This is a genomic window from Sphingobacterium composti, assembly GCF_009829075.1.
Taxonomy (GTDB): Bacteria; Bacteroidota; Bacteroidia; order Sphingobacteriales; family Sphingobacteriaceae; genus Sphingobacterium; species Sphingobacterium composti.
The window spans coordinates 295-17,122 of the sequence record NZ_WUQZ01000019.1 but is presented as its reverse complement, the minus strand read 5'-3'; the positions used below and the strand labels follow the sequence as shown (position 1 = coordinate 17,122).

Below are 16,828 nucleotides of genomic sequence, written 5' to 3'. Positions count from 1 at the left end.
GCGTTATGAACGCAGAAATTATAACTATAGGTGATGAGATTTTATTGGGTCAGATTGTTGATTCTAATTCCGCGTGGATAGGACAGCAATTGAATTTAATGAATATTCGAGTTAATCAAATTACATCAATTTCGGATACTGCCGAAGCAATATTTAATGCGCTCAATCAAGCTTCTAGTAGAGCAAAATTGATTATCGTGACAGGAGGCTTAGGGCCAACAAAGGACGATATCACAAAACAAACTATAGCCAATTATTTCGGAAAAAAATTGGTTCGGAATGCGGAGGTTTTAGCACATGTAAAAAAATTATTTGCACGCTTCGCTCCTGATAAAGTAATGCCAGAGGTGAATCAGGCACAAGCCGATGTATTAGAGGGGTGTCAGGTGCTGTTCAATGATGTCGGAACTGCACCAGGAATGTTAGTAGAGAAAGACGGTAAACTTTATGTTTTCTTACCAGGGGTGCCATTTGAGATGAAATTTTTGATAACAAACCGGGTGTTACCTTTAATAGCATCACGTGTCTCATCATCAACAATTGAACACCGACACATCATTACGATAGGACTGGGCGAATCTTTCTTAGCTGCAAAAATAGTCGATATTGAAGAATCATTGCCTAATAATATTAAATTAGCCTATTTACCTAAAGTGGGATTAGTTAGATTGCGACTAACTCAAATTGGCGGCTCCCAAATAAGCATTGATTATTATCATGCACAATTAGTAGAGCGATTGAAAGAGCATGTAGTTTCCACAAAGGATGTAACTATCGAACAAGCAATTGTAGAAGCTTTTAGTGCGGACAATTTAAAATTTGCTACCGCTGAAAGTTGTACAGGTGGGAGTATTGCAGCAGGAATTACGGCCATTTCGGGAGCAAGTGCTATGTTTGATTGTGGAATTGTCGCATATCATAATAGCATCAAACAAAATTTGTTAGGTGTTCAAGAATCTACATTAATGATTCATGGAGCCGTGAGTGAGCAAACAGTGATCGAGATGGCAGAAGGTGTAAAAAAATTGGCAGGTGCGGACTATGCTATTGCAACCAGTGGTATTGCAGGTCCAGGAGGAGGCACTCCTGAGAAACCTGTGGGGACGGTTTGGATTGCGGTAACTGGAAAGTACCAAACAAAAATAAAACTTTTTCATTTTCATAATGATCGTTTAATCAACATTGAAAGAACAGTTGCTCAAGCCTATGCCATGCTTTGGAATATGTATGTAGATGACAAGAGCATTTAGAAATATTCTATTGTTAAAGAGAGGATATAAAATATTATATTTTGTTTTTAGGGATTCTATTCCTAATTATTTAATTTAGTAACATAAAACACAAAATCAGTATGGCAATATTTAAGTTGATTCTTCCTAAAATGGGTGAGAGTGTATCGGAAGCAACAATCACAAAGTGGGTGAAATCCATTGGTGATGTGGTTAAAGAAGATGATACTATTGCAGAGATTGCTACAGATAAGGTGGATTCTGAAGTACCTTCACCAGTTGATGGAGTGTTGAAAGAATTTCTTTTCGAACAAGGAACTGTAGCACAAGTGGGAGATGCAATTGCTCTTATTGAAGTAGATGGCGGTGAACAGAATGAATCATCAAATACTGCACAAGAACGTGACATAATAGTAGATCAGCAAAAAGCTGAAACTTATATTAAGGAGGAATTGGCAATTCCGGGTATAGAACAGTTGGATTCTGTAGAAGAAATATCTCCCATACAACATTCTGAGGGAAGATTCTACTCACCTTTGGTACGTAGTATTGCGCAGCAGGAAAATGTTTCACAATTCGAGTTAGATAATATTGTAGGTTCAGGTTCGGAAGGACGCGTAACCAAACAAGATGTATTGGACTTTATTGCTTCCCGTGCTGGAACTTCCAATAGTAACTCAACAGAAGCGTCTTTTTCATCAAGCTTGAATGCTGAGCCAGTTTCAACGCGCAAATCAGCTCCAATTCAAACACCTGCTGTTCAAGTCGTAAAAAGTATGAACGGTGACGAAATCATTGAAATGGATCGTATGCGCCGTCTTATAGCAGATCATATGGTGCAAAGTATTCATACTTCGCCACACGTATTTTCGGTGGTAGAGGCAGATGTTACTAACTTGGTGAAGTGGCGTAATAAGGTTAAGGATGCTTATAAAAAGCGTGAGGGCGAAAATATTACTTTTACACCTTTGATCATTGAAGCTATTAGCAAAGCATTAAAAGATTTTCCAATGATCAATGTATCGGTTGATGGTTATAAAATTATTAAGCGTAAACATATTAATATAGGTATGGCAGCAGCGCTACCATCTGGTAATCTGATTGTGCCAGTTATTAAAGATGCTGATCAATTGAGTTTGGTAGGATTGAGCAAGGCTGTCAATGATTTAGCAAATCGTGCACGTGCTAATCAGTTGAAACCAGATGATACGCAAGGTGGAACTTTCACTTTTACAAATATTGGTGCTTTTGGAAATATTTTTGGAATGCCAATCATTAATCAGCCTCAAGCAGCCATACTAGCTGTGGGGTCGATTACTAAAAAGCCTGCTGTTATCGAAACCGAAGATGGCGATGTAATTGCTATTCGTCATATGATGTATTTGACGATGTCTTACGATCATCGTGTAATAGATGGCGCATTAGGCGGTACTTTCCTTAGACGAGTAGGCGATTATCTTGAAAATTGGGATAAAGAGCGGATTATATAAAACTAAAGCCTACATTTTGTAGGCTTTAGTTTTATATAGTATATTTAGCATACAGAATAGAGTCTATTACTGATGCAAGTAGAACAGTTAAAACCTTTTATCGAATTTGCTATTAATTGGTATTGGATACCGCTATTGCTATTGTACGCCGGTATAATAAGCGCCATACTAATTGAAAACAGAAATCCTACTAAAACTGTAGCATGGATATTAGTTATCGTATTTCTACCTGTTGTAGGAATGCTTCTTTATTATTTTTTTGGACAAAAATTCGTGAAAGTCAAAAAAATAAAGCGCTTGAATAAGCAGCAAGCAATTCGTTTGGAAAAGAAATGGAAAGAGCTAGATCCTATCATAGAATCATTTATACAAGATATTCACGAAGACATTGGAGATCTTTCTAAGGTTTTCCGCCTAATGAAAAAAGAACGTTTGTCTTCACCAACACTAAATAATGATGTACAACTATTGCTAAATGGAGAGGAGAAATTCAAATATCTGCTATCGGATTTGGAAGAAGCTAAACATTCCATTCACATGGAATATTATATATTTGAATTGGATAAAATTGGAGGACAAGTTTTAAATATTCTTGAACAAAAGGCAAATGAGGGTATAAAGGTTAGGTTAATTGTTGACAGTTTTGGTTCTCCCGATTTGGTGAAGTATATGCGTAGAAAGAAAAAAACTAAAATTGATTTTCACCCTTTTTTACCCGTAACATTCACCTCTCTTGCCAATTCAAATTACCGAAATCACCGCAAAGTTTGTGTTATTGATGGACGTGTAGGGTATGTTGGAGGAATTAATATTTCTGATAAGTATATAAATTCTGACGATTCTCCGCCCAAAATGTATTGGCGTGATACCTCACTCCGTGTGCGTGGTCTAGCCATTAATCTATTGCAGATTTCGTTTTGGAATTCATGGAATCAAACGGATGGAGAATCTTTTTATTTGGAAGATGGCTATTTGCAAGCCTTACAAGATAATAGTGAAGTAAAGGGTTTGGCGGGTGTTGGTTTTGTGTCTAGTGATCCAGCTTCTATTGGCCCATTTAATATGGAGGCTTTGTTAATCGCAATAGGAGAGGCTAGTACAAAAATTCAACTTTGCACACCTTATTACATTCCTAGTGAAGAATTGGAGCGTGCATTAATAATTGCTGCTTCATCCGGTGTACAAGTAGAACTCATGGTGCCGAGTACTTCTGATTCATTCTTTGTGCAACATGCTTCTTTTTCTTTTCTAAAACCTTTATTAGAACGTGGTGTGAGAGTATACCTATATAATAAAGGGTTTTTGCACGCTAAGACGGCAGTAATTGATGATAAACTATCTTTTGTTGGTACTGTCAATCTCGATATTCGAAGTTTCTATATTAATTATGAAATCGCTGCGGTGGTGTCGGATCACACTTTTGCAAAGCAGCTTTCGCAACAATTTGAAATAGATAAGCAAGATGCTGATTTACTCACTATTCGGGCTTGGAAATCTAGACCGCGTTGGAAAAGAGCAGCCGATTCAGTATGTCGTCTGATGGCACCTCTTTTATAAAAATTGTTAAAATAACACAGAATAGCATCTATTATGTCCTAAAGAATTTTAAAATTTGTATTTTTAGCTAAATACATTGTATAGATGAAAAAGATAAACCTTATATTTTCCGTATTCTTTTTATTAATTATTCAAATCAACTCCCTTCGTGCACAAGAACTACCTCGAATTCCAATAAATACAGTTGTGGAGCGTGTACAAAAATATTTAGGTGTATATCCTGTAGAAAAGGTACACCTTCATTTTGATAAGCCGTATTATGCAGTTGGTGATACCCTATGGTTTAAGACATACCTTTACACCAATCAATTGGAATACGATCCAAGTAAAATTGCTTATGTAGATATTATTAATGGAAGAGATTCATTGATTCAAACATTGCGTATTCCATTGAAAAACAATGGTGGTGAAGGATTTTATGTACTCGACCCACAGGTCATAAAACAAGATAATTACCGTTTTAGAGCTTATACTAAATGGATGATGAATTTTGATGTAAATTATTTATTCAATAAGATCATTACAGTTGGAGATGCTATTAATAAAAAGCTAGGGTCTGAGATTACTTATGCCACAGATGGAAATAAAACTAAAGCAACCATTCAATTTAGAGATAGTAACGGCGGTTTATTGGCTCGTAAGAAACTCACTTGGGAAACCATAGATGGTTGGGACCCATTCGATAAAGGCAAAGGTGAAACTGATGACCTAGGTCGCGCAACGATTTCTTTTTCTGCTAAGGAAAAAGAACTTTTTAAGAAGGGGAGATTAATCGTCAAGATTGACGGCGAATCAGCGATGGTGGGGGATTTCCCTTTAAAAAATGCCTTAGCAGATTATGATGTTCAATTTTTCCCCGAAGGTGGAGAATTGTTGGCTGGTGTAGATAAGAAAATCGCATTTAAAGCAATTGATTCTCACGGGAAAAGTGTCCGTGTAAAAGGAAAAATTATAAATGCAAAAAAGTCAACTGTAGTTGAATTCGAAGATTTGGGTTTAGGTATGGGGTACACCAATTTTGTGCCAGCAGCAAACGAGGCATACAAAGCTATAGTCACAATTAATGGACAAGAGCGTACATATGATTTGCCCACGGTAAAGTCTGACGGGATTAATGTAACATTAAAGAATTCGTCAGCCGATGCAGTACAACTCGAAATAGTTACAAGTGATACGTATTTGAGTAAAATACAAGATCATCCGTATTATATTTTTGGACAAATGAATGGTCATTTAATTTATGGGGCGCAAGTAACCATCAAAAATCCAAGCACTGTAATCAGCGTTCCTGCAAAAGAAATGCCTAATGGCTTGATGCAATTTACATTAATGACTGCTTCAGGCAAAGCTATTAGCGAGCGTTTAGTATTCCATGATTTCGCAGAAAATCTTGCTATTCAAGTTAAGACGGACAAATCAGCTTATAAGAAGAAAGATAAAGTCATCTTGGATATTGTAAATATAACATCGGACAAATCTGCAACTAATCTTTCCATCTCTGTAATCGATGAAGCCAAAACTCCATTCGACGATCACCAAGAGAACACAATTCTTAGTAATCTATTGTTGACTTCGGATTTGACAGGTTTTATTGAGAAACCGAATTATTACTTTGATGAGTCAGTAGCCAATCGTAAAGAAGCTCTAGATGCTTTATTATTGACACAAGGATTCAGAAGATTTTCGTATGATGATTTAATCGCAGAAAAATATCCAAAAATTAGTGCTGAATTTTTACCAGAGCAAGGCATCAATTTAACAGGTACATTGCGTTTGAATACAGGTAAGACAGTCGCTAATGGTGGATTGTTGCTTTCTATACCTTCTAGAGGATATCGCAAAGATACGTACACAGATAATAATGGGCGATTCGCTTTTGAAAATTTGAACTTTCCTGACTCGGTAAAAGTAATAATCAATGCGCGTAGTAATGACAATTACCGCAATATTGTCATTAATATGGATCAATCATTTTTTCCTTCCGTTGACGAAAATAACCCATATAAAGCAAATGATGTATTGAATATTGATAAAGAAATGTCTAATTATTTGGCAAATAGTAAAAATGAATTTAGAACATCTATCTTAATCGATGAAGTGACTGTAACGGCAGACCGTAGAGTACAACGTACAAGTAAAGAATTTTCATCATTAACGGGACTTTCCATGGCGGATCATCGTATTGAGGGCGATCGATTCAATGGGTGTAATGTATTGACGATGTGTTTGAATACAATGTTGACAGGAATTACTTACGATTCTAATACCTTGAAATATTATTTGACTAGAAGTTATAATCAAGGTAGCCGTGTTCCTGTACAGATCTTTTTGAACGGTATGCCAATTGACGAAAATACGTTGAATTCAATTAGTCCGTCAGAAATAGAAGCCGTAGAGATTTTTACACGTGATGATTTAGGGACAGTAAGAAACCTATACCAAAACGATGGTGTAGTGTCTATCATTACGAAAAAAGAAAAGCCTAAAGGTCCTCGTATGACTTTGGCACAGATTGAGGCTATGCTACCAAAAACCAATGTAATTGATTTGTTTCCTTTAGGATATATAAAAGAGCGTAAATTCTATGCTCCGAAATACGAAACAGATGCGCAAAAAGCTACAAATGATTATAGAACTACCGTTTATTGGAATCCTACTGTTGAGCTAGATGATAATGGTAAGGCTACATTAGATTTCTACAATGCAGACGGAAATGGTAAGTACAAAGTCGTAGTAGAGGGTATGGATAGCACTGGTCGATTAGGTCGTACGGTTTATTATTATAATGTGAACTAGGTATAAAGTTTATAACTAAAACGAAGAAGAGTCAATCAATCAAATTGACTCTTCTTCGTTTAATCATTGTGTAGTCGCTTAAATAATTTTTGGTCAAATAAGTTAAGAAATACTCCTAACAAAATCACGAGTATAGCTATTAGACTCATAGTATTAAAGGTTTCATGGAAAAAGATGTAACCAAATCCCAAAGCATATATAACACCTAAATAATTCAAGCTCGCTACTTTTGCAAGGTTAGCTGTTTGATAGGATAATGTCATGTAGTATTGTGCTATTTGTGTACAAATACCAATCAGTAAAAGGTAGAGCCAATCGATTCCAACTGGATTTTTCCAATCAAAAATACTTAGGATTCCTACAACAGGAATTGTTAATAGCGGAAAATAGAAGATTACCACTAAAGGATGTTCGCTGCCTTTACTTTTTGAAATCATATTATAGGCTAGTCCTGCAAATAGTGCAGCTCCTAGACCTATTGTTACGTCCAACGTTGAAATTCGAAAATCAAATCCTTTCAACATAAACACTCCAGCAATTGAGAGTGCGAAGTACAAGAATTGAATAGGGCGAACTTTTTGCTTTACAATAAATATCCCCAAAATCGCTGTGAAAAAGGGAGATAGGTAATTAATAGTTACTGCTGATGCTAATGGTATATGTTGTAGTGTATAGAACGAACCGATTAAGCCCAAGCATCCAGCTATACCGCGCATTGTGAGTACCGGAATATTATTACCCAATGGTGGAATATTATTCTTCCTTAAATAATAATAGGTCACGACAAAGCTAAAGATGCTTCGAAATAAAACCACTTCTAAGGTGGGAAGATGAGATACGAATTTGACACAGACATTCATGATGGCGAAGAAAAATCCCGCCAACAACATATATTTTACACTCTGATCTTTCACTATTGAACAGGTTCGTTGTGTTTTTTAACAAGTTCGCGTTTCCCTGTATCAGGATCAATTTCCAATTCTGTTTGTTTGACAAGTACAGCGTAGGAAGCAGGTGTAATACCTCTTCCGTATTTTATGGCGTATTCTTTAGTGAATTCTGCGCCAAAATAGAGAATGGCAGCGGAGTAATAAACAAATCCCAATAGGATGATAATGGAACCAGCTGCACCATAAGCAGTCGCAGTAGCATTGTAAGAAAGGTATAAGGATATACCGTATTTACCAATCATAAAGAGGATAGTTGTAAATATCGAACCGCCCAATATGTCTTTAAAGCGAACTTTTGCATCTGGCAGAAAAGCAAAAATAAACCCAAAAAGCGAGGCGATAACCACAAAGGTAACACCACTATTCACCCAACTCCAAAATTCTATATTAAAATGTTCTATATTGAATCGATCCAGCAATACTTCGAGGTTTTTGGTGATTATACCAATTACACTGCTTATTAATAAGGAAGCCATTAATAAAAAACTCAATCCCAAAATCATAGAGAAGGATATCAATCTATTGATAATCAATTTTAACCAGCCTTTTTTTGGTTTAGCTTTTACTTTCCAAATTAAATTAATAGAATTTTGAATATCCACAAAGATTGTTGTCGAGGTTATCACTAAAGTGATAATACCAATAAATAATCCAAAACTAGACTTATTCTCTAACGAAATCTGCTTGATGGCATTATCTAAAAGTTTCGTTATTTCGGGGCCAAAGATATCATTCAATTCTGTAATAACTTTATGCTGCGCACCGTCTGGACCTTCTAGTTGACTGCCGTAAAAAAAACCCAATGCCCAAATCAAAATAATAATAAGCGGTCCGATAGAGAAAACAGTATAGTAGGCCAGCGAGGCGCTAAGCTTCATGCAATTGTCTTCGGCGAATCCATTTCCGCTGTTTATTAATAATTTGCCAAAGCCTTTTATCTTTTGGATAAAAGGCTCTTTTTCATTTATAGTATTGTGTTCTTCTTTATTCTGCATATAGTTTGTTGATTTCATCTTCATGCTTTTGAAGAATAATCTTTCTTTTCAATGATAGTTTTGGAGTCAATTCGCCATTGTCAATTGTCCATTCCTTAGGCAATAATACAAATTTTTTAACCATTTCCCAGTGACCAAAGTTTTCATTGGCTTTATCAATCTCCTGTTGATATTTCTCGAGAATTTGAGGGTTTTTTAATAACGATTCACGTGAATCAAAAGATATTCCCTTTATCTTGCAATATTTTTCCAGCTCTTCGAACGCTGGAACGATTAACGCTGACGGAAATTTTTTATTCTCTCCTACAATCATTACCTGTCCTATCAACACAGATTCCATCAATTTGTTTTCCATCACTTGTGGTGCAATGTATTTGCCTCCAGCAGTTTTGAAAATTTCTTTTTTACGGTCAGTAATTTTTAGGAAGCCATCTGCTGTTAATTCTCCAATATCACCCGTGTGCAAATAGCCGTCAGAATCTATTGTTTCTTTTGTAGCTTCCTCGTTTTTATAATAACCTACCGTAATAGAAGGTCCTTTTACCAAAATTTCTCCATCCTCTGCTATTTTGACGTCTAAATTTTTTAAAACTCGACCAACACTACCAAATTTCACATCGTCTGGATCCCATGAGTTTACAGCGATTACTGGAGAGGTTTCCGTCAAGCCATAACCTTCTAAAACTTTAATGTCGGCTGCCCAAAAAACACGTGCCAAGCGTTGTTGTAATGCCGCTCCCCCTGAAATAATAAACTTGATATTACCACCGAGTGCTTGTTGCCATTTCGAAAATATGAGTTTTCGTGCGATAGCTAACTTAAAGTTATACCATGCTCCGTTGACTTTTGGCTCTTGATATTGATGACCTAACTCCACTGCCCAGAAAAATAAAGATTTTTTAATTCCTGTTAGGGCTTTACCTTTTTCTATTACTTTATCATATACTTTTTCTAATACGCGCGGTACAGTAGTGAACACATCTGGTTTTACATCATTGATATCTACGACTATATTATCCAGATTCTCTGCGTAATAAATATTTACCCCTTTGGAGATATACATGTATACCACCATTCGTTCGAATATGTGACATAATGGTAGAAAACTTAAAGCCTTTTTAATTTCATCCGTCAATAGGGGTACGCAAGCACCTACGTTACTCATTATATTTTCATGCGTTAGATAGACGCCTTTGGGTTTGCCAGTAGTGCCAGATGTATAAATCAGTGTCAGTAAATCATCAGGTTGTACAGCGTCATTATAAGGCTTTAAATCTGTGTCTTGCTGCTTTCCATATTCAATTAATTCGCTGTAATGCCGCTGATTTGGAACTTCATCCAATGTGTAGATTTCTAATTCTAGATTGTTTTCTGCTACTGCTTTTTCTACTTTAAACACCAGTTCTTGATTACTTACAAAGAGCATTTTTGCTTCTGCATCCTTGACTATATAGGATAAATCTTGGGGTGAGAGCGTAGGATAAAGAGGCACTATTGCTACCCCTAGTTGATTACAAGCGAAATCTACGAAGTTCCATTCAGGTCTATTTCCAGACATTAAGGCAACTTTATCACCCTTTTTGATACCTTTTGCAACAAGACCCTTACTAATACTGTCTACTATTTGGATCACCTCGTTTTTGTCATAGGTTTTCCAGCCACCGTTTTCTCTTTTTGCAAGTTTAAGGTTACGGCCTGCTGTATCAATATTACTCTTTAAATAATCAAATAATCGTGTTGGTTTACTCATGGTGTACGATTTTTATTTATAAGTGGTTATTATAAAACTATGTTGGCATAATAAATTTAAAGATAAAATATCAAGAATGAAAGTAAAATTTAGTAAAAATTAGTAATTAACACACGTTAACGAATTTTATTAGTGATAACATTTAAATTATCTTATTTTTGGAACTTATCAAATTTCAATTATCTATGCAAAAAGCAATACGTAATATTTTTTTGATTGCGGCAGCAATTTTTCTTGGAAAAGATGCTTCTGCTCAATTAACCAGCGAACATGCAGTAGGGTTGCGTTTCGGTTCAGCTTCAGGATTAAATTACCGCTATACATTAGCAGAAGATAGAGCACTTGAAGGTATTTTGAGTGTACGTAGTAATTCTTCCTCAAGCACATTTAGATTAGTTGGATTATACGAGTATCATAAAGAATTACCGTTGAACAACTTTAGTTGGTATTATGGTTTCGGAGGAAGTCTTGGGAATTATACGTATAAAGGTTACACAAATAATGAGGGCGTACATATCCCAAAAAATTCAGAGCTTTCTTTAAGTATTGATGGTATAGTAGGAGTGGAATATAGTTTACCTACTGCACCTATCGCTATATCTTTGGATGTTAAACCTTATTTTGATTTCGTACAAGAATCAACCATTCGTTTGTTTGATCCAATAGGTTTTTCTATTCGATATAAGTTTTAAGTAGAAAAATAATAGTGGCTTTTCTGATTAGAAAAGCCACTATTATTTTATATCGAATTTAAGGATAACCAAATATCACCTAAGCGACGCTGTTCTGCAGTAGCGGTAGCTAATCGCTGAATACTAAACGATTTTTTATTTGATGGTATTAATGTAACTGATATCTCGCGTATCAAACCATCTCTAGATATGAGAATGTTTACAATATCATTTTCTTTGCTTTTTGATAAGAAATAGTCAAATACTCTTCCGTTAATCTCAATGCGATGCCCATTAATAGCAATCAATTCGTCACCTACATTTAGTCCTGCTCTCCAAGCTGCAGAATCGCGATCAACATTTTTAATAATTGTGTGCCCTTCATTGCTTCCAATTTTTATTCCTAAACTTTGGTGATCTTGATCTTCGGCATTGTCAATTAATTCATAACCTACAAGATTGAAATATTTGTTGTAATCAATATCTTCTGCTGTATAGGCAGCTGCAAATATATCACCTAATGCTACTCCAGTTACCTCTTCTGCTAAAGCTAGAAACTCATCTTCTTCAAAACCTCTATTTTGGATAAGATAAAAATGTTCATAAGCCGCTTTCAATATATCATCAAGACGCTTTTTACCTGCTGTACTTGCAATTATTTTAAGATCCAGTGCTACTGCGTGCATTGCGCCTTTGTTGTAATAAGAAATTGCTACATTATGAGAGTTTTCGTCAGGACGATACTGTTTGATCCAAGTATCAAAGCTTGATGCAGCAGCACTTTGCAACAAATATCCAGGACGATTATACACGGTATTAAAATCTACTGCTAATTTTTGTAAATACTCAATCTCATCGTAAAAACCGCAGCGACGAATAATTAAATTATCATAATAGGACGTGAATCCTTCTATAATCCACAGACCAGTAGTATAATTTTCATTCTCATAATCAAATGGCCCTAATTCATTCGGACGAAGACGTTTCACGTGCCACAAGTGAAAGTATTCGTGCGCCACTAGACTTAAGTAGTTTTTATACGAGGTTGGTTGTGAATAGCTAAAGCGTGAAGCCGCTAGTATAGTCGAATTCAAATGTTCGAGACCTCCGCTACCATTCTGATAATTGTGTGTGACGATTAGGTAATAATCATTTGGATTCGTTCCCCAGATTTTATTTTCTTCTCTTACAATCTTAGTAATATCTTCCGTTAATTGATCTTTATTGTAATCTGCTTCACCTACCATCGCACATTCGTGTAATATTCCGTCCACATCGAATGACCAAGTATCTTGATTGCCAATTTCAATAGGGGAATCAAATAGAATGTCAAAATTAGGAGCGTGGAAAATATTATCAACAGATACCTTTTGTAATCCAGTAGAAACTTTATTCCAAGTTTCGTATAAATGAATTTTTACAGTAGCTTCTAAATCAAGATGTTTCTCCACATACATAAAAGTGCCTACTGGACTCAAATAAGCACGTGAATCATCAATGAATGAAGTACGTACAGATATTTCAAAACCATATACCGAATAACTAATTGTTAGATTTTCACTTGGATGGAATACACGCCAGGTATTTTTGCTGATTTTTTGCGTTTTAATAGAAGACCCTAAGTTGTCCTTAGCAGTTAGTCGTTCTACATTTTTAGAATATTCTCTTACAAGATATGAGCCAGGTGCCCATACAGGCATTTTGATGTCTATGTATTCTTCGTTTTCAAATCCTTGGACAATCATCAGCACATCTACATAATGCGCCTGCGGTTCAGAAAAAGATAATTCAAAATGTATAGATTTAGCCATGCGTTAAGTGCTTTTGAGAATTTAACCAAAGGTAGAATTATTGGTGTGGAGTTCAAAATATTAATAATAATACAATTTTGAATCGCTAAAACTCTACTTGGATTTGTTATATTTGGGAGAGTAAAGTTAAACTAAACACGAATAATGATACTAGTTGCGGATAGTGGTTCGTCAAGTTCGGATTGGATGTTAAATCTACCTGACAGCAAACCTTTATTTTTTAAAACGAAAGGATTGAATCCTTTTTTCGTGAGTGAAAAGGAGATTGAAAAGGTGATGAAGGATGTTCCTGAGATTATCCCTTATTCAGAAGAAATTAAAGAGGTGTATTTTTTCGGAGCAGGCAGTATTACTCCAGATAGAAGGGAGATTGTTTCCAATGCGCTGACTACACTTTTTCCAAATGCTTTTATTTCTGTAGAATCTGATTTGTTGGGAGCTGCTTATGCTACATTAAAAGACACTAAGGGGTTAATTGCTACACTAGGAACAGGTTCTGATATTAGTTTTTACGATGGAGAGATTTTGTTACCAAGTCATCATGGTATTGGATATATTCTCGGTGACGAGGGATCAGGTGCTTGGTTTGGAAAAAAATTGATTACTAATTTTTTATATGGTACAATGCCTCGCGATATTGCGAAGGCCTTTTCGGAGAAATACCGGCTCACGAAAGATAATGTGATAAGGAATGTATACCAAAAGGAAAGACCAAATTCATATTTAGCATCTTTCATTCCTTTTATGTCCGAGCATCGTACACATCCTTATATAGATAAGTTATTATCTGAGGGGTTTGATGAGTTCGTAAGAACTAATATTATGACATACCCCAATTATTGGGAATATACAGTAAATTTTGTGGGTAGAGTAGCTTATACTTTTGATATGAATATCCGTCAAGTATGTCAAATGCATGGCGTTAAAGTTGGCAAAATTCTTGCAAGTCCTATTTACGATTTGTTCGATTATGTAATCGAGCGCGAAACATCAAATAATTTTTCCTTTTAAATCACAATCAAATGATAACATTCTTAATGATCTTAAACTTCATTTTTCCGCCATCTTCGGTTCATGATTTCTCATTCAAATCAATCGATGGTAAGGAAGTGAAATTGTCTCAGTATAAAGGCAAGAAATTATTATTAGTTAATACTGCATCCAAATGTGGATTTACAAAGCAATATAAAGACTTAGAAGAATTGCATAAAAAGTATGGCAAAAATCTAGTTATTATAGGTTTTCCGACTAATAATTTCGGAAATCAAGAGCCTGGAAGTAATGAAGATATCGCTACTTTTTGTGAAGAAAACTATGGAGTTACATTCCTGATAGCTGAGAAAATAGATGTCAAAGGTGAAAATATTCATCCTTTGTTCAAATATTTGACAGCTCAGCCTAACCCTGATTTCACAGGAGATATCAATTGGAATTTTGAGAAATTTTTAATTAATGAAAAAGGGAAATTAATTCACCGTTACCGTTCCAAAGTTACACCTTTGGATCCGATGATTGTGGGGCAATTATAAACAAGAAAGACTTCGAATTTCGAAGTCTTTCTTGTTATATATCGTTATTAATATAGTAACAATGTCTACAACGTGGCTCGTAGCTTTCTTTTTCCCCGAGTAGCACAACACTTTCATCTTCTGTAATTCTGAATGAATAGTTTGCGGGAGCGCCGCATTTGACGCATACTGCATGCACTTTATAAACATCTTCAGCTATTGCCATGATGTTGGGCATAGTACCAAAAGGTCTTCCTTGATAATCCATATCTAATCCTGCAACAATTACTCGTACTCCACGATTCGCCAGTTGTATACAAACGTTTGGGAGTTCATCATCAAAAAATTGTGCTTCATCAATTCCAATTACTTTGGCATCTCCTCCTAATAATAAGATAGCTGAGGAATGTTCTACGGGAGTTGATGGGATACTGTTGCTGTCATGTGACACCACTTCTTTCTCTGCATAACGAATATCGATGGCAGGTTTGAATATTTCAACGGGCAACTTAGCAAATTGTGCTCTTTTCATACGGCGAATAAGTTCTTCTGTCTTACCAGAAAACATGGAACCGCAAATCACCTCAATACTACCCACTTGTCTATCTCTCTGACTGAAATAATGTTCTGAAAAAAGCATATTTTTTGATATAAAGGAAGAAGTATTTATTCTTGATTAAATACAAAACTACCTACGTTTGACGCTACGAATATCGAAATTATATCTTATTTTTGAAGTATAAAATGGAAGTTGAAACCAAAAGCATGTCATTATCAGACAATTTTGTTTTCCACTTGTTCAAAATAAAACTTAAGGTTTAAATAACACACGTATCCATGGGAAAAACAAAAGGTCAGTTGTTGTCAAAAATCGATTATCTATTCTTAGATATTCAATCTCAATATAACGAAATTAAAAGATCAGTTGAAATCGATGTTGTCGATGTTACTTTATTAGAAGCAAATTTGGCATCGTTAGCAAAGCATTTTGAAGCATTGAAAGCACACGCACATGTTTCAAAATCTGCTGATACTCCGAAAGATACTTCAAATAGAACAATTTTCACTCCACCTACTGAAGTTAGAAAATCTGTTGATGATACGCAGGAAGTATTTAAAGAGATTCAGGAAGAACTTCCAATAGTAGAAGAAGTAAAAGACGAGATAAAGCAAGAAGAATTTGCCTTTAATATAGATGAGGTTGCACCTATTGTTCCTAAAGAGGAAGATCCTATCGAATCTGTTGATGAAGTTGATCAAGTTGTAGAATCTGCACCTGTATTAGAAGAAGAGGAAGAAGAAGTCATAATTCCTGTTACTGTACCCGCGAAAGAAGTGGAGATACCCGTATTGAATAATGTAAATACACCGACATCCCCTACTATAGTACAAGCGGTAGAAGATGCTCCGACACGTCCTTTGTCTATTAACGAACTTATCAAACAGCAAAAGCAAGCTGGAGTCAATGTAACGCAACAATTTCAAACTTCACCTGCTAAGGAAAAAGCATTAGACTTAAAAACTGCAGTAAGTTTGAATGATAAGTTGTTATATATTAAAGATTTATTTAATGGTTATAGTCTTGCTTATAGTGAAGCAATAGAATTGTTAAATAGATTTGACTCTTTTGCTGAAGCAGATGCATTTTTGCAGTCTAATTATGCAGTGAAAAACGGTTGGGCGGAAAAGTCTCAAACGGTAGAGAAATTTTATAATCTCCTTCAGAGAAAATTTAATGTTTAAATTGAAAAACCTGTAAGATCTCTCTTACAGGTTTTTTGTTGTGCGCCCGGCATGGGCGATAACTCTAGGGTGCAAGTCCCGAACACGCCATTACAGTTGGAAGTGTTAGCCGAAGGCAAGGGTGTCCACCGTGAGGTGGAATCTGAAGGAAGCCACAGGCAAACTCTCGGTCTGACGGACAGAAACTACATATAAGGCCTACGATGCTGGATGAGGTTGCAACACAAACTAAAGTCCTATACTGTACAGAAGCATCAAGGTAAATGTAGCAGACACATGAGAGGAAAGTTATCGTTCTTACCTGGGGAGATCTCACAGACTTGTGGAA

13 protein-coding genes are annotated in these 16,828 nt (G+C 35.6%); 8 read left to right on the top strand and 5 right to left on the bottom strand.

What is annotated here, in order from left to right; all coding sequences use genetic code 11:
• The first annotated feature begins 5 nt into the window (after window positions 1-5).
• From GOQ17_RS12105 to GOQ17_RS12090, 4 genes are all read left to right on the top strand, one after another.
• The gene (locus GOQ17_RS12105) at window positions 6-1,250 is read left to right on the top strand and encodes a competence/damage-inducible protein A (protein WP_159637685.1); all 1,245 of its coding nucleotides are present in this window, start codon (window positions 6-8) and stop codon (window positions 1,248-1,250) included.
• A gap of 101 nt (window positions 1,251-1,351) precedes the next feature.
• Window positions 1,352-2,719, top strand: coding sequence for a dihydrolipoamide acetyltransferase family protein (locus tag GOQ17_RS12100; RefSeq protein WP_159637684.1), 1,368 nt, complete (start codon window positions 1,352-1,354; stop codon window positions 2,717-2,719).
• A gap of 72 nt (window positions 2,720-2,791) precedes the next feature.
• Entirely contained in the window at window positions 2,792-4,276 is a 1,485-nt protein-coding gene (gene cls, locus GOQ17_RS12095) for a cardiolipin synthase (RefSeq protein ID WP_159637683.1), read from the top strand.
• Window positions 4,277-4,360: 84 nt separating this feature from the next.
• The gene (locus GOQ17_RS12090) at window positions 4,361-7,072 is read left to right on the top strand and encodes an alpha-2-macroglobulin family protein (RefSeq protein ID WP_159637682.1); all 2,712 of its coding nucleotides are present in this window, start codon (window positions 4,361-4,363) and stop codon (window positions 7,070-7,072) included.
• Between the two features lie 59 nt (window positions 7,073-7,131).
• Here the strand turns inward: GOQ17_RS12090 and GOQ17_RS12085 are convergent, their stop codons facing one another.
• Genes GOQ17_RS12085 through GOQ17_RS12075 form a run of 3 tightly spaced genes read right to left on the bottom strand, consistent with a single transcriptional unit; the run spans window position 7,132 to window position 10,767 of the window.
• Window positions 7,132-7,986: a DMT family transporter gene (locus tag GOQ17_RS12085; RefSeq protein WP_201288611.1), complete on the bottom strand. Its 855-nt coding sequence runs from the start codon at window positions 7,984-7,986 to the stop codon at window positions 7,132-7,134.
• Window positions 7,986-9,035, bottom strand: a complete 1,050-nt coding sequence (locus GOQ17_RS12080; RefSeq protein ID WP_236537140.1) for a YihY/virulence factor BrkB family protein — start codon at window positions 9,033-9,035, stop codon at window positions 7,986-7,988. Before GOQ17_RS12080 ends, GOQ17_RS12085 begins: the two co-directional genes overlap by 1 nt.
• Window positions 9,007-10,767, bottom strand: coding sequence for an AMP-dependent synthetase/ligase (locus GOQ17_RS12075; protein WP_159637681.1), 1,761 nt, complete (start codon window positions 10,765-10,767; stop codon window positions 9,007-9,009). The genes GOQ17_RS12080 and GOQ17_RS12075 overlap by 29 nt, the downstream gene beginning before the upstream one ends.
• 185 nt (window positions 10,768-10,952) lie before the next feature.
• On the opposite strand from GOQ17_RS12075, the gene GOQ17_RS12070 reads away from it, so the two are divergent.
• Window positions 10,953-11,459: a hypothetical protein gene (locus tag GOQ17_RS12070; protein ID WP_159637680.1), complete on the top strand. Its 507-nt coding sequence runs from the start codon at window positions 10,953-10,955 to the stop codon at window positions 11,457-11,459.
• A 47-nt stretch (window positions 11,460-11,506) separates the two neighbouring features.
• Here GOQ17_RS12070 and GOQ17_RS12065 read toward each other — a convergent pair whose 3' ends face one another.
• Window positions 11,507-13,249, bottom strand: a complete 1,743-nt coding sequence (locus GOQ17_RS12065; protein ID WP_159637679.1) for a M61 family metallopeptidase — start codon at window positions 13,247-13,249, stop codon at window positions 11,507-11,509.
• A gap of 144 nt (window positions 13,250-13,393) precedes the next feature.
• On the opposite strand from GOQ17_RS12065, the gene GOQ17_RS12060 reads away from it, so the two are divergent.
• Together GOQ17_RS12060 and GOQ17_RS12055 are read left to right on the top strand one after the other, a co-directional pair.
• Window positions 13,394-14,260: an N-acetylglucosamine kinase gene (locus tag GOQ17_RS12060; RefSeq protein WP_159637678.1), complete on the top strand. Its 867-nt coding sequence runs from the start codon at window positions 13,394-13,396 to the stop codon at window positions 14,258-14,260.
• Between the two features lie 11 nt (window positions 14,261-14,271).
• The gene (locus tag GOQ17_RS12055; protein ID WP_159637677.1) at window positions 14,272-14,778 is read left to right on the top strand and encodes a glutathione peroxidase; all 507 of its coding nucleotides are present in this window, start codon (window positions 14,272-14,274) and stop codon (window positions 14,776-14,778) included.
• Window positions 14,779-14,812: 34 nt separating this feature from the next.
• Here GOQ17_RS12055 and GOQ17_RS12050 read toward each other — a convergent pair whose 3' ends face one another.
• Window positions 14,813-15,397, bottom strand: a complete 585-nt coding sequence (locus GOQ17_RS12050; protein WP_159637675.1) for a thymidine kinase — start codon at window positions 15,395-15,397, stop codon at window positions 14,813-14,815.
• A 197-nt stretch (window positions 15,398-15,594) separates the two neighbouring features.
• On the opposite strand from GOQ17_RS12050, the gene GOQ17_RS12045 reads away from it, so the two are divergent.
• The gene (locus GOQ17_RS12045; RefSeq protein WP_159637674.1) at window positions 15,595-16,500 is read left to right on the top strand and encodes a DUF8457 domain-containing protein; all 906 of its coding nucleotides are present in this window, start codon (window positions 15,595-15,597) and stop codon (window positions 16,498-16,500) included.
• The last annotated feature ends 328 nt before the right edge of the window (window positions 16,501-16,828 follow it).